The organism is Tepidibacillus sp. LV47, assembly GCF_048381575.1.
Lineage (GTDB): Bacteria > Bacillota > Bacilli > Tepidibacillales > Tepidibacillaceae > Tepidibacillus.
In genome coordinates, this window is sequence record NZ_JBLWIF010000004.1 from 66,335 (window position 1) to 88,629 (window position 22,295).

25 protein-coding genes and 1 other annotated feature are annotated in these 22,295 nt (G+C 36.9%); of the genes, 22 read left to right on the forward strand and 3 right to left on the reverse strand.

Features of this window, described 5'->3' with window-relative positions; all coding sequences use genetic code 11:
- Nucleotides 1-19 precede the first annotated feature (19 nt).
- From ACMW72_RS06505 to sigK, 21 genes are all read left to right on the forward strand, one after another.
- Nucleotides 20-613, forward strand: a complete 594-nt coding sequence (locus ACMW72_RS06505) for a 5' nucleotidase, NT5C type (RefSeq protein WP_418368034.1) — start codon at nucleotides 20-22, stop codon at nucleotides 611-613.
- Nucleotides 610-1,653, forward strand: coding sequence for a low-specificity L-threonine aldolase (gene ltaE / locus ACMW72_RS06510; protein ID WP_418368035.1), 1,044 nt, complete (start codon nucleotides 610-612; stop codon nucleotides 1,651-1,653). The genes ACMW72_RS06505 and ltaE overlap by 4 nt, the downstream gene beginning before the upstream one ends.
- Before the next feature lie 16 nt (nucleotides 1,654-1,669).
- A complete protein-coding gene (locus ACMW72_RS06515; protein WP_418368036.1) occupies nucleotides 1,670-2,965 on the forward strand; it encodes a replication-associated recombination protein A in 1,296 nt (431 codons plus the stop codon).
- Nucleotides 2,966-3,003: 38 nt separating this feature from the next.
- Complete coding sequence (locus tag ACMW72_RS06520; protein WP_418368037.1) at nucleotides 3,004-3,651, forward strand: YczE/YyaS/YitT family protein; 648 nt, start codon at nucleotides 3,004-3,006, stop codon at nucleotides 3,649-3,651.
- Entirely contained in the window at nucleotides 3,648-4,790 is a 1,143-nt protein-coding gene (locus ACMW72_RS06525; protein WP_418368038.1) for a cysteine desulfurase family protein, read from the forward strand. Before ACMW72_RS06520 ends, ACMW72_RS06525 begins: the two co-directional genes overlap by 4 nt.
- 61 nt (nucleotides 4,791-4,851) lie before the next feature.
- Nucleotides 4,852-5,352 carry a PRC-barrel domain-containing protein gene (locus ACMW72_RS06530; protein WP_418368039.1) on the forward strand — a complete coding sequence of 167 codons (501 nt, stop codon included), beginning with the start codon at nucleotides 4,852-4,854 and terminating at the stop codon, nucleotides 5,350-5,352.
- A 23-nt stretch (nucleotides 5,353-5,375) separates the two neighbouring features.
- Nucleotides 5,376-5,573: a hypothetical protein gene (locus ACMW72_RS06535; RefSeq protein ID WP_418368040.1), complete on the forward strand. Its 198-nt coding sequence runs from the start codon at nucleotides 5,376-5,378 to the stop codon at nucleotides 5,571-5,573.
- Between the two features lie 17 nt (nucleotides 5,574-5,590).
- On the forward strand, nucleotides 5,591-5,785 hold the full coding sequence (locus tag ACMW72_RS06540) for a hypothetical protein (protein WP_418368041.1): 195 nt from the start codon (nucleotides 5,591-5,593) through the stop codon (nucleotides 5,783-5,785).
- A 148-nt stretch (nucleotides 5,786-5,933) separates the two neighbouring features.
- Complete coding sequence (locus ACMW72_RS06545; protein ID WP_418368042.1) at nucleotides 5,934-7,013, forward strand: AI-2E family transporter; 1,080 nt, start codon at nucleotides 5,934-5,936, stop codon at nucleotides 7,011-7,013.
- Between the two features lie 55 nt (nucleotides 7,014-7,068).
- Nucleotides 7,069-7,286 (forward strand) — a binding site (T-box leader).
- A 54-nt stretch (nucleotides 7,287-7,340) separates the two neighbouring features.
- Nucleotides 7,341-9,989 (forward strand): alanine--tRNA ligase, encoded by a 2,649-nt coding sequence (gene alaS / locus ACMW72_RS06550; protein WP_418368043.1) that lies wholly within the window; start codon nucleotides 7,341-7,343, stop codon nucleotides 9,987-9,989.
- Nucleotides 9,990-10,039: 50 nt separating this feature from the next.
- Nucleotides 10,040-10,303 (forward strand): IreB family regulatory phosphoprotein, encoded by a 264-nt coding sequence (locus ACMW72_RS06555; protein WP_418368044.1) that lies wholly within the window; start codon nucleotides 10,040-10,042, stop codon nucleotides 10,301-10,303.
- 97 nt (nucleotides 10,304-10,400) lie between these two features.
- Entirely contained in the window at nucleotides 10,401-10,811 is a 411-nt protein-coding gene (gene ruvX / locus ACMW72_RS06560; RefSeq protein ID WP_418368045.1) for a Holliday junction resolvase RuvX, read from the forward strand.
- A gap of 5 nt (nucleotides 10,812-10,816) precedes the next feature.
- Nucleotides 10,817-11,089 carry a DUF1292 domain-containing protein gene (locus ACMW72_RS06565; RefSeq protein ID WP_418368046.1) on the forward strand — a complete coding sequence of 91 codons (273 nt, stop codon included), beginning with the start codon at nucleotides 10,817-10,819 and terminating at the stop codon, nucleotides 11,087-11,089.
- A 23-nt stretch (nucleotides 11,090-11,112) separates the two neighbouring features.
- Nucleotides 11,113-11,409 carry a DUF1292 domain-containing protein gene (locus ACMW72_RS06570; protein WP_418368047.1) on the forward strand — a complete coding sequence of 99 codons (297 nt, stop codon included), beginning with the start codon at nucleotides 11,113-11,115 and terminating at the stop codon, nucleotides 11,407-11,409.
- A 90-nt stretch (nucleotides 11,410-11,499) separates the two neighbouring features.
- Nucleotides 11,500-12,555, forward strand: coding sequence for an endolytic transglycosylase MltG (gene mltG, locus ACMW72_RS06575; RefSeq protein WP_418368048.1), 1,056 nt, complete (start codon nucleotides 11,500-11,502; stop codon nucleotides 12,553-12,555).
- A 69-nt stretch (nucleotides 12,556-12,624) separates the two neighbouring features.
- Nucleotides 12,625-13,260 (forward strand): O-methyltransferase, encoded by a 636-nt coding sequence (locus tag ACMW72_RS06580; protein ID WP_418368049.1) that lies wholly within the window; start codon nucleotides 12,625-12,627, stop codon nucleotides 13,258-13,260.
- 2 nt (nucleotides 13,261-13,262) lie between these two features.
- Nucleotides 13,263-14,183: a peptidase U32 family protein gene (locus ACMW72_RS06585; RefSeq protein ID WP_418368050.1), complete on the forward strand. Its 921-nt coding sequence runs from the start codon at nucleotides 13,263-13,265 to the stop codon at nucleotides 14,181-14,183.
- 19 nt (nucleotides 14,184-14,202) lie between these two features.
- Nucleotides 14,203-15,438, forward strand: a complete 1,236-nt coding sequence (locus ACMW72_RS06590; protein ID WP_418368051.1) for a peptidase U32 family protein — start codon at nucleotides 14,203-14,205, stop codon at nucleotides 15,436-15,438.
- A 3-nt stretch (nucleotides 15,439-15,441) separates the two neighbouring features.
- Nucleotides 15,442-16,083 (forward strand): uridine kinase, encoded by a 642-nt coding sequence (gene udk, locus ACMW72_RS06595; RefSeq protein ID WP_418368052.1) that lies wholly within the window; start codon nucleotides 15,442-15,444, stop codon nucleotides 16,081-16,083.
- Between the two features lie 91 nt (nucleotides 16,084-16,174).
- Complete coding sequence (locus tag ACMW72_RS06600; protein ID WP_418368053.1) at nucleotides 16,175-17,989, forward strand: peptidoglycan D,D-transpeptidase FtsI family protein; 1,815 nt, start codon at nucleotides 16,175-16,177, stop codon at nucleotides 17,987-17,989.
- A 156-nt stretch (nucleotides 17,990-18,145) separates the two neighbouring features.
- Complete coding sequence (gene sigK, locus ACMW72_RS06605; protein WP_418368054.1) at nucleotides 18,146-18,868, forward strand: RNA polymerase sporulation sigma factor SigK; 723 nt, start codon at nucleotides 18,146-18,148, stop codon at nucleotides 18,866-18,868.
- Nucleotides 18,869-18,937: 69 nt separating this feature from the next.
- Here sigK and ACMW72_RS06610 read toward each other — a convergent pair whose 3' ends face one another.
- The 3 genes from ACMW72_RS06610 to ACMW72_RS06620 are packed head-to-tail and all read right to left on the reverse strand — an operon-like array spanning nucleotide 18,938 to nucleotide 21,021.
- Entirely contained in the window at nucleotides 18,938-19,060 is a 123-nt protein-coding gene (locus tag ACMW72_RS06610) for a cyclic lactone autoinducer peptide (protein ID WP_418368055.1), read from the reverse strand.
- Between the two features lie 2 nt (nucleotides 19,061-19,062).
- Nucleotides 19,063-19,677, reverse strand: coding sequence for an accessory gene regulator ArgB-like protein (locus ACMW72_RS06615; RefSeq protein ID WP_418368056.1), 615 nt, complete (start codon nucleotides 19,675-19,677; stop codon nucleotides 19,063-19,065).
- 12 nt (nucleotides 19,678-19,689) lie between these two features.
- The gene (locus ACMW72_RS06620; protein WP_418368057.1) at nucleotides 19,690-21,021 is read right to left on the reverse strand and encodes a sensor histidine kinase; all 1,332 of its coding nucleotides are present in this window, start codon (nucleotides 21,019-21,021) and stop codon (nucleotides 19,690-19,692) included.
- Between the two features lie 430 nt (nucleotides 21,022-21,451).
- Here ACMW72_RS06620 and licT point away from each other — a divergent pair, with 430 nt between their 5' ends.
- On the forward strand, nucleotides 21,452-22,282 hold the full coding sequence (gene licT / locus ACMW72_RS06625; RefSeq protein WP_418368058.1) for a BglG family transcription antiterminator LicT: 831 nt from the start codon (nucleotides 21,452-21,454) through the stop codon (nucleotides 22,280-22,282).
- The last annotated feature ends 13 nt before the right edge of the window (nucleotides 22,283-22,295 follow it).

A 22,295-nucleotide genomic window follows, 5' to 3' on the forward strand; every position in this document is an offset into this window, starting at 1 on the left:
TAAGGATGGAGTGATAAATATGCGGATTGGCGTTGATATCGATGGCACGATTAAACAGACGCAAAAAGCTGCCATTCAGTTATATAATGAGGAATTAAATATGGATGTGAAAGAGGAAGAAGTCACCACTTTTTACCTTGATGAACCGTTTGGCTTAAGCTATGAAGAAGGAAGAAAATTATGGCGGAAGTTAGAAGCGAAGATCTATACGATTGGAATCCCGTTGGAGGGAGCTCCAGAAGCATTGCAACAATTAAAAAAAGAGGGTCATGAAATTTTTTTCATCACAGCAAGGCCTAATGTCAAAAGGATAAGGGCTATTACTGAAGCATGGCTTCAAAAACATGGATTTCCTTTTGATGGAACCAATTTGTATATGAATATCCATGATAAAGGGAAGATTGCTAAAGATTTAAGGATAGATCTGTTTTTTGAAGATGATCCTGAACACTTAGATCGGCTTTTAGCAGCGAACATTCATACTGTCATCGTTGATGCGCGGTATAATCAACATTATAACCAAGCAATCCCTCGAATTAAGGATTGGACTGAGGGATTAGAATATATTGAAACATTCGTTAAAAAAATATTCAATAGGGAGAGAGAAAAATGATTGACTTACGAAGCGATACGGTGACAAAACCTACCGAAGAAATGAGAAAAGCGATGTATGAAGCAGAAGTTGGGGATGATGTTTATCGTGAAGATCCTACGGTAAGGCAATTGGAAGAATTAGCGGCTGAGAAATTAGGAAAAGAAGCGGCACTTTTTGTCACTAGTGGTACACAAGGGAACCAAGTTGCTGTTTTAACTTATGGGAAACCTGGAGATGAGATTATTTTAGAAGCTGACTCTCACATTTTTTATTATGAAGGAGGAGCAGCTGCTGCTTTAGCGGGAGTGCAAACGAGGATTATTCCTGGGAAAAAAGGGCAAATGCCTGTTGAGAAAATCCGTGAAGCAATTCGCGATGATCGAGATATTCATTTGCCTCATACGGCGATGATTGGTTTAGAGAACACCCATAACCGTGCTGGTGGAGTAATTCTTCCACCACAATATATGAAAGAAGTATATCAAGTTGCAAAAGAAAAAGGTGTTCCTGTACATCTTGATGGAGCGAGAATCTTTAATGCTGCTGTGGCGTTGGGAGTTGATGTAAAAGAGTTCACTCAGTATGTGGATACGGTTCAGGTGTGCTTTTCTAAAGGGTTAAGTGCGCCAATGGGTTCTGTTCTTGCTGGATCAAAGGTTTTTATTGAAGCAGCAAGGAAATGGCGAAAACGTTTAGGCGGTGGTATGCGGCAAGCTGGAGTAATGGCTGCACCGGCAATTATCGCTCTAACCAAAATGGTCGATCGCTTAAAAGAAGATCATCGCCGAGCAAAAAAACTAGCCATGGCCTTACAAGAAATAAAGGGAATGAAGATTGATCTTGAGTCGGTTCAAACCAATATCGTTTTAATTGATGTGAAGGAAACGGGAATGACAGCACAACAATTTTTAGAGGAATTAAAGAGTTATCAGATTCTAGGAAGCGCCTTTGGTGAATATTTGATTCGCTTAACCACTCACAGGCACATTACAGATCAAGATATTTCTGATACGATTGATGCTTTTTATCAGATTAGCAAACAAAAAAGTGAAGCATAAGGTAGTGAGATCGTAAATGTTTGATTTGTTTTCTGAATCAGCAAAACAATTTGCACCATTAGCCGATCGGTTTCGACCAAGAAATCTCGATGAGTATATTGGGCAACAACATATCATTGGCAAAGGAAAACTATTAAGAAGAGCGATTGAAGCAGATCGCTTAACTTCCATAATCCTTTATGGTCCGCCGGGTACGGGAAAAACCAGTTTAGCATATGTCATTAGTCAGGTGACAAAAAGCGAATTCGTTCGTTTAAATGCGGTAAGTACTGGGGTAAAAGAAGTTCGCGAAGTGATAGAAAAAGCCGCTGAACGATTAAAGTTGTATGGACAAAGAACGATACTTTTCTTAGATGAGATTCATCGTTTTAATAAGTCACAACAAGATGCATTGTTACCTTCGGTGGAAAAAGGGGAAATTATTTTAATTGGTGCAACAACGGAGAATCCTTTTTTTGAAGTAAACTCTGCATTATTATCACGAAGCCTTCTCTTTCGCTTAGAACCTCTAACTTACGAAGAAATGAAAACGGCTTTACGAACAGCTTTAGAAGATAAAGAAAGAGGACTAGGGGAATATCATGTTGTTATGGATGAAGATGCACTTGAACATTTAATCACAACCGCTAATGGAGATTTACGCAAAGCATTGAACGCTTTAGAGTTAGCAGTAACCACAACGGAGCCTGATCCATCGGGAATTATTCATGTTACGAAACAAGTAGCAGAAGAGTCGATTCAACAACCGGCCATGAGATATGATACTGCTGATCAACGGTACGATATGATGAGCGCGTTAATCAAATCGATCCGGGGAAGTGCCACTGATGCGGCTCTATATTGGTTAGCCCGGATGTTAGAAGCAGGAGAAGATCCGAAACTGATTGTTCGAAGATTAATTGTTCATGCATCTGAGGATATTGGTATGGCCAACCCTGCCGCTTTAGAACAAGCAATTGCTACTTTTCATGCTTTGGAAGCTGTTGGTCTTCCTGAAGCTCGCATTAATATCGCACAATGTGTTATTTTTTTAGCTGAAAGTCCGAAGTCAAATTCGGTGATTCGTGCCATTGATTCTGCTTTAAGTGATGTTCGCGCTGGAAAATTAGGCCAAGTTCCAAAACATTTGCGAGATACTCATTATAAAGGAGCCAAGCAGCTTGGTCATGGAATAGGATATAAATATCCCCACGATTATCCGAATCATTATGTTGAGCAACAGTATTTACCAGACGAATTAACGGGAAGAAGATATTATTACCCAAGTGATCAAGGAATGGAAATGAAATTACAGCAGCGAAAAAGGGATTAGCTTTTGTATGAGATGAATGGTTGAAAAGAGGAGAAAAGATGAAAAAAGAAGAAATCTTCTATCGCATCGTTTTCTTTTTTATTGGACTTATTGTGATGAGCTTAGGAATCGCTCTAACTATTGAGGCGAATCTAGGAGTATCTGCATGGGATGTCCTTCATATCGGTTTGTATAAAACGTTTGGGTTAACGATCGGAACATGGTCGCAAATAGCCGGACTTATTATTGTTTTGTTTACTTATCTTTTGGATAAAAAAGTTGTTTTCATTGGAACCCTATTAAATATGATCTTTGTCGGTTGGTTTATCGATTTATTTCTTTTTATCTTACCAACGATGCACAAAGGACAATGGTTTTATCAAAGTCTCTTTTTCATCCTTGGAATGATCATTATGGCAATCGGTACAGGTATGTATATTACTTCTAATTTAGGTGCTGGTCCAAGAGATGGTTTGATGTTGGTTTTATCGAACCGTTTAAATTGGAGTATTCGCAAAGTGAAAACATGGATGGAACTCATCGTTTTAGTCATTGGTTTTTTCTTAGGTGGCCCTGTTTTTATTGGCACACTGATTTTATCCGTCTTTATTGGACCGTTGATGCAGTTTTTTATTACATTCTGGGGTGTACGTTTTGAAAATATCCTTCGTTTACATCTTTCAAAAGAAAAGGAGAAATGGGTATGAATAGAATTTATCTTGATCATGCAGCAACTACCCCTATTCATCCACAAGTTTTTGAAAAGATGAAACCTTTTTTGCAGGAGAAATTCGGCAACCCTTCTAGTATTCATCGGTTTGGAAAATCGGTAAAACTTCCGTTAGAAGATGCACGAGTGTATATAGCTAGAACCCTAAATGTTCATCCGACAAGGATTGTTTTTACCAGTGGTGGAACGGAGAGCGATATGCTGGCTATGATTGGAGTAGCTTTAGCGAATCAAGAAAAAGGGAAGCATATCATCATTTCCGAAATTGAACATTCGGCAGTGATGGAAGCAGCCAAATGGTTACAAGATTTTGGCTTTGAAATTGCAGCGATTCCCGTCAATCAAGAGGGAATCATTAATATGGAACAATTACAGGCATCGATTCGTGAAGACACCATTTTAATCAGTGTGATGTATGTCAATAATGAGCTTGGAACGATTCAACCTATTGAGCAGATTGGACAAATAGCAAGGGAAAAGGGGATTATTTTTCACACGGACGCTGTGCAAGCGTATCCGATTATGGATATTGATATTGCAAGGCTTCCTATCGACTTACTAACTATTTCTTCACATAAAATTAATGGTCCTAAAGGTGTAGGAGCATTATATATTGGTGAACATGTACCATTTAAGCCCCTATTTGGCGGGACCCAAGAACGATCAAGAAGAGGAGGAACAGAAAACGTCCCTGGAATTATTGGTTTTGGTGAGGCAGCGAAAATATTAAAAGCCACGTTGAAAGAAAAACAGGATCATGCGAAACATTTTCGTGATAAAATGATTGGGATTTGGAAGGAAGAATTAGGGCAAGAAGGATTTGTGGTAAATGGACATCCCCATGATGTTGTACCTTCGATATTAAATGTGAGTTTCCCAGGAGTTGACAATCAAACGTTGATCATGAATCTAGACTTAAAGGGAATCGCCGTTTCTGGAGGAGCTGCTTGTGCATCTGGTGCATTAACAGTATCCAGAGTGATGAAGGCATTACATGTAGATGAAAAAATCTCCCGTTCTGCAATAAGGATCAGTTTTGGTTATGGAAATACCGAGAAAGAAATTACGCAAGCTGCTTTAATTATTGCCAATATTGTGAAAGAGAAACGCAAATGATTGGTTTTAAAAGATTTATCACATACTAAGCTTATCCCTACTCTTTGAGGAGGGATTTGATGTGAGAAAGGTTTTGGATGTCATTGGTTTGCCGGTTCTCGATACGAGTAGCGGTAAAATGATCGGTTCCGTAAAGGACGTCTATTTTAATGACAGAGGGGAATTAATGGGGATTGCCGTCGAAGCAAAAGGGCTTTTTTCTAAAACGGCTTTTCTTGCTTTTGAGCATATCGGAGCGATTGGTGATGATGCAGTAACGGTAGGAACAAAACGATTCCTCTCTACATTAGACCCGATTGATCAATACCACGGTTTTTACTCTGGCAAAAGTCTGTTTAAGGGACAACCGATTATCACGACGAATGGACACGAATTAGGTCATATAGAGGATGTTTATTTTATGGAAGAAATGGGGAAAATTATAGGGTACGAACTGTCGGACGGACTTTTATCTGATATAACCGAAGGAAGAAGGGTCATTCAATTCCCAAAAAAAGTGATTTTTGGGGAAGATGCAATGATTGTACCAAAAGAGGAAATTAGAGACATTCAGATTGAGTAGGATGAAAGAAAGGGGAACAAAAGGTGTTAACGTGTCCAAATTGTCAAAGTCGTGATATTGGCAAAATCGCAAACAATCAATTTTATTGCTGGAATTGTTTTATTGAGTTAACCGTGGAAGGAGATCGTTTAGCGCTTTATCAGGTTGAGGAAGACGGAAGTTTAAGTTCTATAGACGATCTTTTTACGGAAGATGAGTTGAGAATCCAAGGATCTTTCTAAAGGAGGTTTTCATTTGAATGGGACGTTTGGTTCGGGGGATTATTACTGGAGGAATAATTGCGGCTGTTGTAGGCATGGTATATAGACGACAACGCAATCAGAATTTGTATAATCGTTTGATAAATATGATGATCAACTTAATGGCCCAAATCGGGGTATTTCGTCTTATTGGAAATTCCCGTTTCTTCCGTAACTTGGTTAGAGCAAGATAGACCGTCAATGATGTTGGGTATCAAGTATTTCACTTGATACCCTTTTTATTTAGGCCCAATTTTACTCATAATAACGCAAAATCATGCTTAAAATTTTATCAAAAATCATATACTTTTTAAAAGAGACAAGTTCCAAGGGGAAGATAAAATGCGAAGTAAAATCGATGAAATCCCTTATGCCAAAGCCTTTATTTATTTACTCATTTCCATTTTGGTTTTAACCATTTTATTCTTATTCATGAAGTTAAGTCCGATTTTTGGACAAATTTTCTTTTTTATTAAAAACCTTTTTCTTCCGTTTTTTATCGCACTTATTATTTCCTATCTTCTTCATCCGATCGTAACGCTTCTTCACGATCGCGGAGTACCAAGATCGTTAGCTGTCTTATTAATTTATATCGTGTTTTTTGGCTCTGTTACTATTATTAGTTTAAAAGCATTTCCTCTTCTTGTTACTCAAATCAAAGAATTAGGTGAAAATTTGCCCCAAATTGTAAATCACTTAAAATCTTGGTTAGATGGCTTACGTAATGGTTATCCGATCCCAGATTCGATTCAAAAGGGAATCAATCATTCCATTCAAGGTTGGGAAACGAAACTAACCAATATTTTTTCTCATATGATGGACTTTTTGGGGAATACGATTAGTATCTTATTTACGATTTTTTTAGTTCCTTTTGTTTCCTTTTATATTTTGAAGGATTACAAATTAATTGAAAAAACGGTCATCACGTTTGTGCCAAGAAAAAAAAGAAAGGGAATGATTCGTTTATTAAAAGAAATTGATGAAGCATTGGGGAATTATATTCGGGGACAATTAATCGTTATTACCATCGTTGGCGTTTTCGCTTATATTGGTTATCTGATTATTGACCTTCCCTATCCTTTACTCCTGGCGTTTATCGTTTCAGTTACGGATATCATCCCTTATATTGGGCCATTTATTGGGATGGCTCCCGCTTTGATTGTGGCAATGAGTATTTCCTGGAAAATGGCTATTAGTGTATTGATTGTAAATACCACCATTCAAGCCTTAGAGGGGAATATCATCGCACCACAGGTCGTCGGTCGTAAATTAAATATCCACCCATTGCTGATTATTTTTGCTTTATTGATCGGCGGTGAAGTCGGTGGAATCTTTGGTATGATCTTAGCCGTTCCTATTTTTGCAATTATCAAAGTTATTCTTCAGCATATCTTTGTCTATTTGCGAAAAACAAGGGCATAGAAAATTTGACATTCACATATCCTGCCAAGTATAATGTTGTCAAAATGAATAATAGCGAAATTCGATGAAGGATCGAGTAGATCATAGTCCATCTAAAGAGAGGAAGTTCCTTGGCTGAAAGAACTTCTAGATGAAGGATGATCGAAGGCTAATCCAGAGAAGAATTTTCTCGGCAACAACCGTTATCCTTGATGAGTGACCTACTCTACTCTAAAACAGTAGGTAAACAGGGTGGTACCGCGTAAGTGGAGAAGTAACACTTTCGTCCCTGACTGGGATGAAAGTGTTTTTTCATTTTAACTAAATAGAAAAGGAGGATGATACGCAATGAGAAAAATGAGTTCAGCAGAAATTCGCAAAGCATTTTTAGACTTTTTCGTATCAAAAGGTCATCATGTTGAACCAAGCGCTTCTTTGATTCCTTATGATGATCCTTCTTTACTATGGATAAATAGCGGTGTAGCAACTTTAAAACCTTATTTTGATGGACGGAAGGTACCGGAGAATCCGCGCATTACGAATGCGCAAAAATCAATTCGAACCAACGATATTGAAAATGTTGGGAAAACAGCAAGACACCATACTTTCTTTGAAATGTTGGGCAACTTCTCAATTGGTGATTATTTTAAAAGAGAAGCGATTCATTGGGCATGGGAGTTTTTAACCGATGAGAAGTGGATTGGATTTGATCCTAATCGTTTATCCGTTACAATCCATCCAGATGATGATGAAGCCTATCGGATTTGGCATGATGAGATCGGACTTCCTGATGAAAGGATTATTCGCTTAGAAGATAATTTCTGGGATATAGGGGAGGGCCCAAGTGGACCCAATACAGAAATCTTTTATGACCGTGGGGAAAAATACTGCGATCCTAGCGACCCAGAATGCTATCCAGGTGGAGAAAATGAACGATATCTTGAGATCTGGAATCTGGTATTTTCTCAATATAATCATAATCCAGACGGAAGTTATACACCCTTACCCCAGAAAAATATTGATACAGGAATGGGCTTAGAGAGAATGGCTTCAATCCTTCAAGACGTAGAAACGAATTTTGATACTGATCTATTTCTCCCGATCATCGAGACCGTCGCAAAACAAGCAGGGGTAACATATCACGAAAAAAGAGAAGTGGATGTTGCATTAAAAGTGATTGCTGACCATATTCGTACTATTGTATTTGCAATCGGTGATGGAGCATTACCTTCCAACGAAGGCCGAGGTTACATCATTCGTCGTTTGCTTCGCCGGGCTGTTCGCTATGGCAAGTCGATCGGAATTGAAAAACCTTTCCTCTATTCGCTAACGGGTCTGGTTGGCGAAATAATGAAAGATTACTATCCAGAAATATTAGAGAAGAAAGATTTTATTGAAAAAGTGATTCGAAATGAAGAGGAACGTTTCCACGAGACTCTTTCAGACGGACTAGCTATTTTAGAGGAAATGGTACAAAAGGCAAAACGGGAAAATCGAAACGAATTAACAGGAGAAGAAGCGTTCAAATTATATGATACGTATGGTTTCCCATTGGATTTAACAGAGGATTATGCTGAGGAACAGGGTTTAAAGGTAGATAAAGATGGTTTTGAAGCGCAAATGGAAGTTCAAAGAGAGCGGGCAAGAGCTGCAAGAAATGAAGTCAATAGTATGAAGGTCCAAGGCGGAATTTTAAGAAATCTGAAAGATCCTAGCGAATTTGTAGGATATGATTTATTAACTGTAGAAGGGAAAATTACTCATATCATTGTCGATGATCAATTACGCGAGTATGCTTCTGAAAATGAAGAAGTTCATCTCTTCCTCGATAAAACCCCATTTTATGCTGAAAGTGGGGGACAAATTGCTGACCAAGGCGTAATTAGAGGTCAACATGGAGAATTAATGGAAGTATTGGATGTAACCAAAGCCCCAAATGGGCAGCATCTCCACCACGTGAAGATAGTAAAAGGAATCTTTAAAGTAGGAGATTCAGTCATTGCAGAAGTTGATCGAGAAAAACGTGCCGATATTATTAAGAACCATACTGCAACCCATCTTCTTCATCGGGCATTAAAAGATGTTTTAGGAGAACATGTGAATCAGGCCGGTTCTTTGGTAGCCAACGATCGTCTTCGTTTTGACTTCTCCCATTTTGGTGCCTTAACAGAAGAAGAATTGGTACAAGTTGAGGAAAGAGTGAATCAACAAATTTGGCTGAATCAACCCGTTACGACCATGATTAAACCCCTTGATGAAGCGAAAAAAATGGGAGCAATGGCATTATTTAATGAAAAATATGGTGATGAAGTTCGGGTTGTAAAAGTTGGGGATTATAGCTTAGAATTATGTGGTGGATGCCATGTGCGTAATTCTGCAGAAATTGGAATCTTTAAGATCGTATCCGAGAGCAGTATCGGTGCAGGAATACGCCGAATAGAGGCGGTCACAGGAAAATGGGCATATCAGTATTTGAACCAACAATTAGCACTATTAAAACAAGTGGCTCAGGAATTAAAAGGGAATATTCAAGATATTCCTGAGAAAATTGAGGGATTACAAAATACGATTAAAGGATTACAAAAAGAAAATGAATCCTTAAAAGCAAAATTGAGCAATTTTGAAGCGAAAAACCTCGTTGATCAAATCGAGCAAATCGAAAGCATTCCAGTATTACGCGCAAAGGTTAGTTCCATGGATATGAAAAGTCTGCGCCATGTATTAGATGATCTAAAAGTAAAGATTGGTTCAGGAATCATCGTACTTGCATCTGTTCAAGAAGGGAAAGTGAACTTAGTTGCATCTGTTTCAGATGATTTAGTCAAAAAAGGGTTCCACGCAGGCAACTTGATCAAAGAGTTAGCAAGCAAAGTGGGCGGCGGTGGCGGCGGTCGTCCTGATATGGCTCAAGCTGGTGGAAAAGAACCAGAAAAACTACAAGAGGCATTGAATTACGTGACGGATTATATAAAATCGGTTACAATAAAATTAGCATAATTTAACTGGAACGTTGTCTTGGCGTAAGAATCTGGAAAGAGGTGTTACAAATGAGCTCGATGGATCATACGATGAAGTTTAACGTTAAGTCAGAAGAGGTAGGTGTAGAACCAAGGGATATCTTAATCTTGGTCTACGAGGCTTTAAAAGAAAAAGGCTATAATCCCATTAATCAAATAGTCGGCTATTTATTATCTGGAGATCCGGCTTATATTCCCAGACACAAAAATGCAAGAAACCTCATTCGAAAGGTAGAACGGGATGAGATTATTGAGGAATTAGTCAAATTCTATCTAAAACAACATTATGAGTAAGGTATTACGATTCTTCATATGATAAGGGGAGAACTCCTCCCCTTTTCTTTTCAATTCAACAAATATAGAACATTTCAGTATGAGGGAATACATTGTTATGCGTATATTAGGATTAGATGTTGGTGAAAAGACGATTGGTGTAGCAATTAGTGATGAATTGGGTTTAACCGCTCAAGGAATTGAAGTCATTCAAAGAAAGACATTGGATCAGGATTTGAAACGTTTAAGGGAAATGATTACTGAATATGAGGTCGAAGCCATTGTCGTCGGTTTACCGAAAAATATGAATGGCACAATTGGCAAAAGAGCAGAAATGATTATGGAATTTGCTGAACAATTAAGAGATGAATTTGATCGACCGGTTCATTTTTGGGATGAACGATTAACTACTGTTTCAGCAGAAAAAACATTAATTGCTGCAGACATGAGTCGTAAAAAAAGGAAAAAGGTAATTGATAAAATGGCTGCCATGCTCATTTTACAAGGTTATTTAGATGCAAAGAGGTGACAAATATGAAAGAACAAGAACGGGAATTTATTTTTATTCCTGATGACGAAGGAAATGAGGAAAAATTTGAGATTCTCTATGAATTTGAAGTTGAGGATAAACGTTATATCCTGATTACTCCTGCTGATATGGATGAAGATCAGGAAGAAGCAGAGGTTTATGCTTTTCGTTATGAAGAAGACGGAAAAGATATGCGTCTTTATCCCATTGAAAATGAAAAAGAGTGGGAGCTTGTAGAAGAAGTATTTCATACCCTTGATTACGAGTTTCATCAATAACCTAACATTAGGAGAGTTAAATCATGCAAAAAAGAGAAATCGAAGAAGTTCATTTACTAAAAGAACAGTTAGGTTCAGAAATCACCCTTGTTGATGAAAATGCTCAAGAACAACTTTTTCATTTATTACTGGAGTTAGTTTTTAACGGGAAACATTATGCCTATTTTCAATCTCCTGAAGATGAAGAAGGAGAGATTGAAGTTCTGCGTGTTGTAAAATTAGACAATGGGGAATATGACCTGGAATACATAGAAGATGATGATGAATGGGAAGATGCTGTAGAGCTATTTGATGAGTGGACCATTCAATATGAAGAATGAGAGAAGGTGATCCCTTCTCTCATTGTTTTTTTGGTTGAATTATGCTAACTTAAGGAAGATATAGAGATAAAAGATAGTGAGGGGAGAATCATGGTTTTTGAGCAAAAAAGAAAATGGATTCTATCCATTTCTGGTATAGTGATTATTTTCCTTCTATTCTCCGCTGGTTTTGTTTATTCCCAATTTCAACCTGTTGATTCCACAGCAAAACAATTGGTGAAAGTTAACATACCACCAGGAAGTTCAACTGCAAAAATCGCATCCCTTCTAAAAAAACAGCAATTAATCAAAAGTGAATGGGCTTTTAAACTCTATTTAAAATATAAAGGTGATGCTTCTAAGTTGCAAGCAGGTGCTTATGAATTCTCGAAACAGATGCGTTTAAGTGAAATAGTAAAGAAAATGGTTTCGGGAAATGTCGTATATGATACGGTGCGCTTTACTATTCCAGAAGGGTATACGGTTGTACAAATTGCAGACAAACTTAGTAAAGAAGGGATTGTAAATAAAGAGAGATTTTTGCAGTTAGCAAAAGAGGGTAATTTTAATTATGATTTTATCAAAGCGATTCCAAAAGATCCCAATATTCAATATCGCTTAGAGGGGTATTTGTTCCCTGATACCTATGAGGTAAAAAAAGGGGCTACAGAGGAAGAGATTATTCATATGATGTTACGCCAGTTTCAAAAAGAATGGGATCCAAGGTGGAACAATATTTTAAAAGAGAAAAATATGACCATTCATCAGGTGGTTACGATCGCTTCGATCGTTGAAAGAGAAGTCGTTGTACCAAAAGAAAGACCCATTGTTGCAGGAGTGTTTTATAACCGGTTAAACCATCAATGGAAACTTCAATCTTGTGCAACAGTTCAATTTGTCTTAGGGAAGCAAAAAGAAAGGTTAACGTTTACTGATTTGGCAATTAAAAATCCTTACAATACTTATGTCAATGAGGGACTTCCTCCTGGAGCAATTGGCAATCCAGGAAGAGAAGCATTAAAAGCTGCCATTTACCCAGCAAAACATGATTATTTCTTTTTTGTCACCAAAAAAGATGGTTCAGGAGAGCATTATTTTTCCAAAACCTATGCTGAGCATCAAAAGTATGATTCTGATTCTCGCCTTAGTTTAAAAGGAAATTGGTAATCTTGTTAGATGCATTTACACTATGAATATGTTAAGATATCTTTTGGCACGAATGAGGTGAAACAGCACATGGGTTTTATTAACGAGAAAGTAGATCAATACTTAAACGATTTATTCCCTATTGCTGATCCCTTTCTTGAACAATTGCAACAGCAAGGACTGAAAGAAGAAATTCCTATTATCGAAGTTCCAAGTCTTCGGCTTATTCAAGTTTTATTAAATATCATTCGGCCTACAACGATCATTGAAGTAGGAAGTGCTATTGGCTTTTCGACAGTCTGGTTAGCAAAAGCTGCTCCTTATGCAACCCTTCATACGATCGAACGGGATCCAAGAATGATAAAGCGGGCAAAGGAAAATTTTCGGTCTCAAGGTTTAGATAAGCAAATCATTTTGCATGAAGGAGATGCAATCGATATTCTTCCGCGCTTACCCCAAGCCGAGTTTATTTTTATCGATGCGGCAAAAGGGAAGTATAGAGAGTTTCTCCAATTAGCCTTCCCATTGTTAACAGTGGGAGGAATTTTTGTTTTTGATAATATCCTTTTTCGAGGATATGTGGCAGAGGAAGAAGAAATTCAAACAAAACCCATGCTAAAAAAGCTCCATGCCTTTAATCAGGAGCTAGTGAATGAGCCGAAACTTTTCACATCGTTTGTCCCGATAGGAGACGGGCTTGCGATATCCTATAAATTGGAGGAATAACTATGTCAGCGAAGAAAAAACCTGAATTATTGGTTACTGCCAAAAATCTTGATGAAGCCAGGCAGTTAATCCATTCAGGTGCAGATGCCCTTCATATTGGGGGAAAAGAATATGGTTTGCGTCTTCCCGGACATTTTACCCTTGATCAAATTGGAGAAGCAACAGAGATCGCTCATCAAAACAATAAGAAAGTTTATGTAGTGATGAACGCCCTCTTTCATAATGAGATGTTAATTGGGCTTGATGAATATATTGAAAAATTAGCACAATTTCAGGTTGATGGAATTGTTTTTGGTGATCCTGCTGTTTTAATGATCGCTAAAAAAGTAGCTCCGCAAATTGCCTTACATTGGAATACAGAAACAACATCGACGAATTATCAAACGGTGAAATACTGGGCAAAAAAAGGAGTGACAAGAGCGATACTCGCGAGAGAATTGTCTCTTGAAGAAGTGATTGACATCAAAAAACATGTGGATATCGAAGTGCAAGTTCAAGTCCAAGGAATGACTTGTATCTTTCATTCGAAACGACAACTTGTTACCAGTTACCTCAATTATACGGGGCAAGAAATAAAAAATACATCGCAAGAGCGTGGATTATTTTTAAAAGAGCACAAGCGTCCTGATGAACGCTATCCTGTTTTTGAAGATCCTCATGGTACCCACATTATGAGTGCAGAAGATATTTGTATGATTGATCATCTTGGAAGATTGATTGATGCGGGGATCGATAGTTTCAAAATCGATGGTATATTAAAGTCAACAGACTATTTGATAAAAGTGGTTCAATATTATCGAATAGCGATCGATCAATATGTAAATGGAAATGAGATTACTGTAACGACAAAAGATATTCAAAAGATTCAGCCCAAAAATCGTCCTCTTGGTACTGGTTTTTATTTTAAAGAACAATATTATTAAAGACAAGGTGGTGAACAACATGAAAAAACCCGAATTATTAGCACCTGCTGGTAATTTAGAAAAACTGGAGTTTGCGGTTCGCTATGGTGCTGATGCCGTTTATATTGGCGGTCAGCAATTTGGATTGCGGGCAAAAGCAGGGAATTTTACCTTTGAGGATATGGAGAAAGGTGTCGATTTTGCCCATTCTCGTGGAGCAAAAGTCTTTGTTGCCACCAATATTATTGCTCATAATGATGACTTAAAAGGTTTAGAAGATTATCTGAAAACACTCTATAAAATCGGAGTTGATGCGATTATTGTCGCCGATCCAGCGATCATTACAACAGCAAAAGAATTGGTTCCTGAATTAGAAATCCACTTAAGTACCCAAATGTCAACCACCAACTGGCAATCGATTCAATTCTGGAAAGAAGAAGGAATAAAAAGAGTAGTTCTTGCACGTGAGGTTTCTCTACAAGAAATTCGCGAAATTAAAAAACACGTGGATATTGAGATTGAAGCCTTTATTCACGGTGCCATGTGTATCTCTTATTCTGGTCGTTGCGTTCTTTCTAACCACATGACCAGTCGTGACGCGAACCGTGGCGGTTGTGCTCAGTCCTGCCGTTGGAAATATGATTTGTTTGAAGATGGAATAAACGAGGAAGATAAGGTTCAAGCTAATCAAGAAATTCCGTTATTTCAAGAGACAGATGATCCATATACTATGAGTTCCAAGGATCTATGTATGATCGATTCCATTCCTGATATGATTGAAACCGGGGTTGACTCGTTAAAAATAGAAGGTAGAATGAAGAGTGTTCATTATGTGGCAACAGTGGTAAATGCTTATCGCCAAGCCATTGATGCCTATGTGGCTGACCCAGAAAATTATCAATTTAACCCAGCATGGTTGGATGAAATTGAGAAAGCAAGCCATCGCCCATTGACAAAAGCCTTTTATTATCAAATGCCAAATAAAGATGATCAAATCTATGGGCGAGGGCCAAAAATAAGAAAATATGATTTTGCCGGTCTTGTCCTTGATTATGATAAGGAGACAGGGATTGCGACGATCCAACAAAGAAATAATTTCCAAGTTGGACAAGAAGTAGAGTTCTTCGGCCCGAATACGAAATTTACTCAGCGGATTGAACGAATTGTAAACGAGGAAGGGCAGGAACTTGACGCAGCAAGACATCCACTACAAATTGTAAAAGTGAAAGTAAACCAACCTGTTTATCCTTATGATATGATGCGGAAGGAGAATTAATCGATGAAAAGACCCGTAGTTATCGGAGTGGCGGGTGGATCGGGATCAGGGAAAACCACTGTCGCAAGGAGGATTATTAAAAGTTTTCCTAATCAACAGGTTCTGATGATCGAACAAGATTCTTATTATAAAGATCAATCTCATCTGCCTTTTGAACAAAGGGTAAAAACCAATTATGATCATCCCTTAGCTTTTGATAATGATTTATTTATTGAACATCTTCATCGTTTATTAGCGTATAAACCGATTCAAAAACCAATTTATGATTTTACAATTCATACTCGTAAAAAAGAAACGGTAAAAGTCTTACCAAAAGAAGTGATTATCGTTGAGGGAATTCTTGTTCTTGAAGATAAACGATTACGCGATTTAATGGATATAAAGCTCTTTGTGGATACGGATGCAGACGAACGTTTTATTCGCCGACTGGTAAGGGATATCCGTGAAAGGGGAAGAACCATGGAATCGGTAGTTGAGCAATATCTCTCTGTGGTCCGTCCAATGCACCTTCAATTTGTCGAACCGACCAAACGTTATGCAGATATCATTATCCCTGAAGGTGGAAAAAATAAAGTTGCCATTGACCTGCTCGTGACAAAAATTAAAACGATCCTTGCAGAGCGTGAAGCTAGCCCCGTCGTCTAGGCTTCACGTTTTTTCTTTGACGTATGCTAATGTTTATCTCCCCGAGAAACTGTCGATGATAGTAGTACTTCAAGTGTTAGGGGAGAAGAACATGTTAACGATCCAAAACCGCAAAAAACGTATGTTTCAGGTAATGATGTTGATTATGGTGTTATGGGTATTGATAATCGGACGATTAGCATGGATTCAACTCATCGCTACCCGAGATTTTTCCAAACACCATGTCGATTTACTTACCAATTCTGTGAAGCAAAGACAACAGTCTTTCGTTCTATCAAGCGGCCGCGGGAATATCTATGACCGCAATGGCAATTCGTTACTTGGCATAAAAGAGCTTCTAACAGTGGTTGTTTTTCCTTTTAGTCAAGAATGGATGAATCAAAAGAAGCTCGAAGCATTGGCAAAGATCCTAAACATCGATGATCAATCCTTACAAAGTCAGATTGAAAAGGCAAAAAAACCAACTTATTTACAAAAAAACAGAGAACCCATCACCCTTACCCCTTATCAGCAAAAACAGATCGAAGCCTTACAAATCCCTGGAATTGTTGCAGGTATATACGAGTACCAAGATAAGAATCAAATGATCGCAAAACACCTAGTGGGTTTTTTGGGAAAGGATCCTCAGGAAATTGAAGAAAAATACCAAGAATATGTGAAAGAAGGCTTATTAAACAAAAACAGTTTGATCGGCCGTTCAGGATTACAAAAGACGTTTCAAGAGATTCTTCAAGGAACAAAAGAAGCAAAAATTGCTTATTTTGTCGATAGTCAAGGAAAACCTTTAAATGGTCTTGCTACAAAATTTCAGATGCAAGAAGATCGCTTCTATCCTTTATCTTTAGTAACGACGATCGATCAAGGGATTCAAATCGATGCTGAACGAATATTGCAAAAGGAATTAAAAGAAAATGGAATAAAAGAAGGAAGTGTCGTTGTTCTTGATGTAAAAAACGCAGATATTCTAGCAATGGCTAGTGCTCCAGATTTTGATCCTAACCAAGTCAACCCCGAATCAGCAGATTGGAATAATAAAGGGGTACAGGTCATTGAACCAGGTTCTATCTTTAAGATATTAATTTCTATTGCTGCAATTGAAGAAGGAGTAGTGAAGCCAGGAGAAAAATTTTATTGTTCTGGTGGTTATGAACGTGAAAAGTTTTTCTGTTCAGAGGAGCATGGTATCCTTACATTTGAAGAAGGATTTGCTCAGTCTTGCAATATCGTATTTGGAGAATTGGCGAAACGATTGGGACCTAAAAAAATCGAAGAATATGCGGAAAAGCTAGGATTGATTGGCATTGTTGGTTGGACAGGTGAATTTTTTAAACAAGAAAATTTTCAACAAATCGATAACGAACAACCAAATCGTGTGTTTTATGAAACTACGACAAAAAAAGATCTAGGTACCATTTTGCGAACGGGAATTGGCCAACAGGATGTAAGAATTTCGCCACTAGCTGCTGCTAATTTGATTGTAACGATTCTTCACCATGGCGAGGCATTTCAACCTCGTTTGGTGGAAAAAGTCATCTATAAAAATGGAACCGAATATTTTACATTTCCGATCAAAAAAAGGGAAAGTCTTGTCGGTGACTTTTGGACTTATGAGCAAGTGAAAAAGATGATGGAAAAAGTGGTCGATGAAGGAACAGGAAGGTATTTGAAGCAAGCAAAATGGGATTTAGCAGGAAAGTCGGGAACCGCAGAAACATCGACAAAAGGTATATATAATAGTTGGTTTATTGGTTATGGACCTGTAGAACATCCTCAATACGCGGTTGCTGTTGCCATCAAAAATGTGGATACGCGAGGGTTATCTGAGATGAAAAAACAAGAAAAAGAACGAATTGCCAAAAAAGTATTCTTGGAGCTTATGGATGAATTAGCAAAGAAGGAAAAATAATATGGGCTTAGAGATAACTCCTTATAACTTTATGAGATAAAAGTTTTAGATTTTAAGAAAATTTTTGCCCCCATCAAAAATGTACAGGCACAATTTAGTTCTTTAAGTACATAGAATATAATAGTTTTTTCTTTAAACGCCTAGGGGGGTGACAAAGTGCCAGGAATCTTTACTGCTCTTGCTTTACTGTTTAAAGAACTTTCATTATTTGTATCGTATGTCAAAAATAATGCCTTTCCTCAACCATTAGATGAAAAGGAAGAGGAAAAACAGATTGAGTTATTGTTAAAAGGCAATAAAAATGCAAGAAATAAATTGATTGAACATAACTTACGACTCGTAGCCCATATTGTGAAGAAATTCGAAAATACTGGAGAAGATGCTGAAGATTTAATTTCAATTGGAACAATTGGTCTAATTAAAGGAATTGAAACCTATCAATCCAATAAAGGAACAAAATTGGCAACTTATGCGGCACGCTGTATTGAGAATGAAATATTAATGCATCTACGCTCACTTAAAAAATCTAGAAAAGATGTTTCATTGCACGATCCAATTGGTACGGATAAAGAAGGAAATGAAATCACTTTAATAGATGTTCTTGGAACCGATTTAGACGTGGTACTAGATGAAGTTCAACTACAGATCGAAAAAAGCAAGATTTATAATCATTTGCATATTTTAGATGAACGGGAAAAAGAAGTGATTATTGGACGGTTTGGGTTAGCAGATGGTAATGAGCGAACGCAAAGAGAGATTGCGAAAGAATTAGGAATTTCACGTTCCTATGTATCGAGAATTGAAAAACGAGCACTGATGAAGTTGTTTAATGAATTTTACCGCTCAGGTCGGAAAAAAGTACAGAACGATTCACAATAAAGGTGGATATGGTTGTACGTCTTATTTGTTACGTTTCTTTGCTTATATATGAGGTAAAAAAAGCCCATATTAATGGGCTTTTTTTGACTTTGGTGGATCAGGTTGATAGATAAATAACGCACTAGCAGTTGATGTTTCTCTTGACGTGATTAATGCAAATAAAGAAGCAATTAAATTATAAAATTTTTTCATTCTTACATCCCTCCTTTCCTTTTAAGATCAAAAAACTTGTCTATCATCTTAAAGGTGTTAAAACCTAGAGGTGTTAAAGTGAATGATTGTATTAAAATACCGATAGAAGAATAGATAGAAAAAGCTTGAATTTTTAGATATTTGATAAAAAACAAACTTAGAACCAACCAAAAAGATAAAAACAAAAAACTTTTCCACTTAAAACTTGATTTCCTTTCAATAGGAATTGGACGGTTTGTAGCACTTATTGGAACATAAATTATAGTAACTAAAATGCCGATTATAAAAGTGGCCACTGTAAGAGTAAGTGGAGAAAATGCCAAACTTTTCGTTATTAAGATGGAGGGAATTAAGAATAAGATCGTAGAGGAAATTAAGCAACGAAGAAATGTCGAAAGATGAATTCCCCCGGAAAAAATTCGAAAAGACGCAAATGAAAAAGCAACAATTAACATTTTGGCCGTAACCCCAAAAAGAGACGATAACCACACAAAGAAAACAAGCTTTAAAAGAACACTTAGCGTAATCTCGATACCGTACCGAATATAATCTACATCGTCTCGTTCGGCCGCTTTAGCTAATTTAGTGGCCAATTTGTAGGAAATAGTTGTTAACATTATTTATTCCCCTTATAATGGAATTTTCATAATAAACTCCGTTTTATGATCATCTGAAAAAACTTCAATCGTACCACGGTATTTATCGATTATCTTTTTGACAATTGATAAACCGTAACCATGCCGACCATTTGCTTTTTTTGTTGAAAAACCTTCTTGGAAAATCTTCGAAAGTAGCTCTTTTTCGATTTTTGGTCCGTTATTTGCTATTGAGATGATTGCTTCATTCCCATGTTTATCCCAAATAAATTCAATTTTGGGATTTTTAACCGGAGATTCAGTTACGGCTCGCAATGCGTTATCTAAAATATTGCTAATGATTTTTACGAGATCATAACCTTTTATTGATGGGAAGATATCACTTGTTTTAGTAATAATCTCAAATGAAACTCCTTTTGATTCAATTTCACTCCATTTTGAATGCAATAGTGCGCTAACAGGAATATTTTTAATTTGTATCACACGGTTTAACAATTGGATATTATGTACAAGTTGCTGAATATATTGTTTCAGTTCATCAAAACTTTCAGTTTTCGCAAGTATGTATAAAGTTTGAATTTCATTGATATAATCATGTCTTTCACTTTTTAAAGTACTGATTAAATTTTGAAGATTTTCGTGAAAACTATCTTCATACTGACTAATTTCTTTTTCTAAATGGTAGTTTTTAAGTTTGATAGTAAAATAAATGAGTGAGATGTTGGCGATGATGAGTATTAGACTGACTAGTGGGAACCCAGAAATTTTAAAAATGATTTCATTATGTAAAAATTGGTATTCTTCGATGTAAAAAGCGTAATTCAAATAAATAATAAGAAAACCTTGCAAAAAGGCAAAAACCAAAATCATTGTCCAATATAAAGCTTTCTTTCTATCATAATCATTTTTATTTAAAAATGACTGGATTGACCAATTTTTCTTATGAAAGAACCAAGTACCTAATAATAAAGGAAATAAATATGCAATAGTAATTAGAAATTTTAAATAGAATGAATCCAAGATTGAATTGATATTTACAAATTTTCCGACAATCATTACAATGAGTGATTCAGAAAGGATAAGACAAAAGTATGTAGCTATAAATATGAAAAAAGTAAAAACCCAACTATTCTTTAGGATAAATTTATAAAGTAGAAAACTAATGATAAAGGTTAAAATGACTCGTAAATCAGGAACTACATGCAATTTCCACAAAAGATCAGAGAACAATCCCGTGATAACAGCCATTATTATGATTTGTTTTTTTATTTCAGAGAATCGATAACCAAAGAGCGTAGTTCCCCATAAGAAGATCGTAATAAATTCTGGTAAGGTGATAAACAAATAGTTTAGGACAAAGCTCATTCAAAGCTGCCTCCAAAATTCACCAATTTTCTATAAGGTTTACTTCTCCATTTCTTTCTAAAATCCTCTTATTTAAAAGAAAAAATTTTAAAAATAAAAAGAGATTGAACTTATTTATAACAGAAGTGATGGTAATAAGTTGAAAGCTCATCTTCGTGAGAAAACCCTAGAACTTGAAAATTATGAAGAGTATCGAGAGAGTTAGCCAAAACAGTCAGAAATGTATTTGGATGGCAAAATAGAAGAAAGAAAAACGTTTTTTTCGTGGCTGAATAGTTTTAGTACACAATGTCTATATGTCTCATCCATGCAAAAACCATTGACAAATCCGATAAAATCATGAATTCTTCTAGATATAAGGGTTGCTTCGTTTGATCAACAGGCAAAGTACTAACCGCGCAAGCATCCAATACGGAAGGCAGGGGTTTATGTGAAAATCGCTAAAGTCATCAACAATAATGTCATCAGCGTCATCGAAGGCAATCAAGAGCTCGTCATTATGGGAAGAGGCATTGCCTTTCAAAAACGGCCCGGCGATGACGTCGACGAAGGGAAAATTGAGAAAGTGTTCAAATTAGAAAACAAAGACATGACTAGCAAGTTTAAAGAGTTGCTGGATGAAGTCCCACCAGAATACGTCAACGTCACTGAAGAAATCATCCAATACGCCAAACAGCAACTTGGTAAAAAGTTGAGTGACATTATTTATATCTCGCTCATCGATCATATCCATTTTGCCATTGAGCGCCAGCGGCAAGGGATGCAAATTGTTAATCCTCTGCTTTGGGAAATCAAACGAATTTATAAAGAGGAGTATCAAATCGGGCAAAAAGCGCGTCAGATGATTCGGGACCGATTAGGCATTGAACTGCCGGAAGATGAAGCCGGGTTTATTGCCATGCATATCGTCAACGCCGAACTGAATGAAGAAATGGGCGATATCGTCACGATGACAAAAATCATTCAAGACATTTTAACGATTGTCAAGTATCATTTTAAAATCCAGCTCGATGAAGAATCATTAAACTATTTTCGCTTTCTCACCCATTTAAAATTTTTCGCCCAACGGCTGATGAACAAAACGTTACTTAACAATGAAGACCGTGATTTATATGAGCTCGTTAAACAGAAATACCGTCAAGCGTACGCGTGCACCGAAAAAATTAAAGAATATATTCAAAAAACCCATCATTATACGTTGACAGCGGAAGAAGAGCTTTATTTGGCAATTCATATCGATCGGGTCCTGCGCCGCCACTAACCTCCGTCAACTT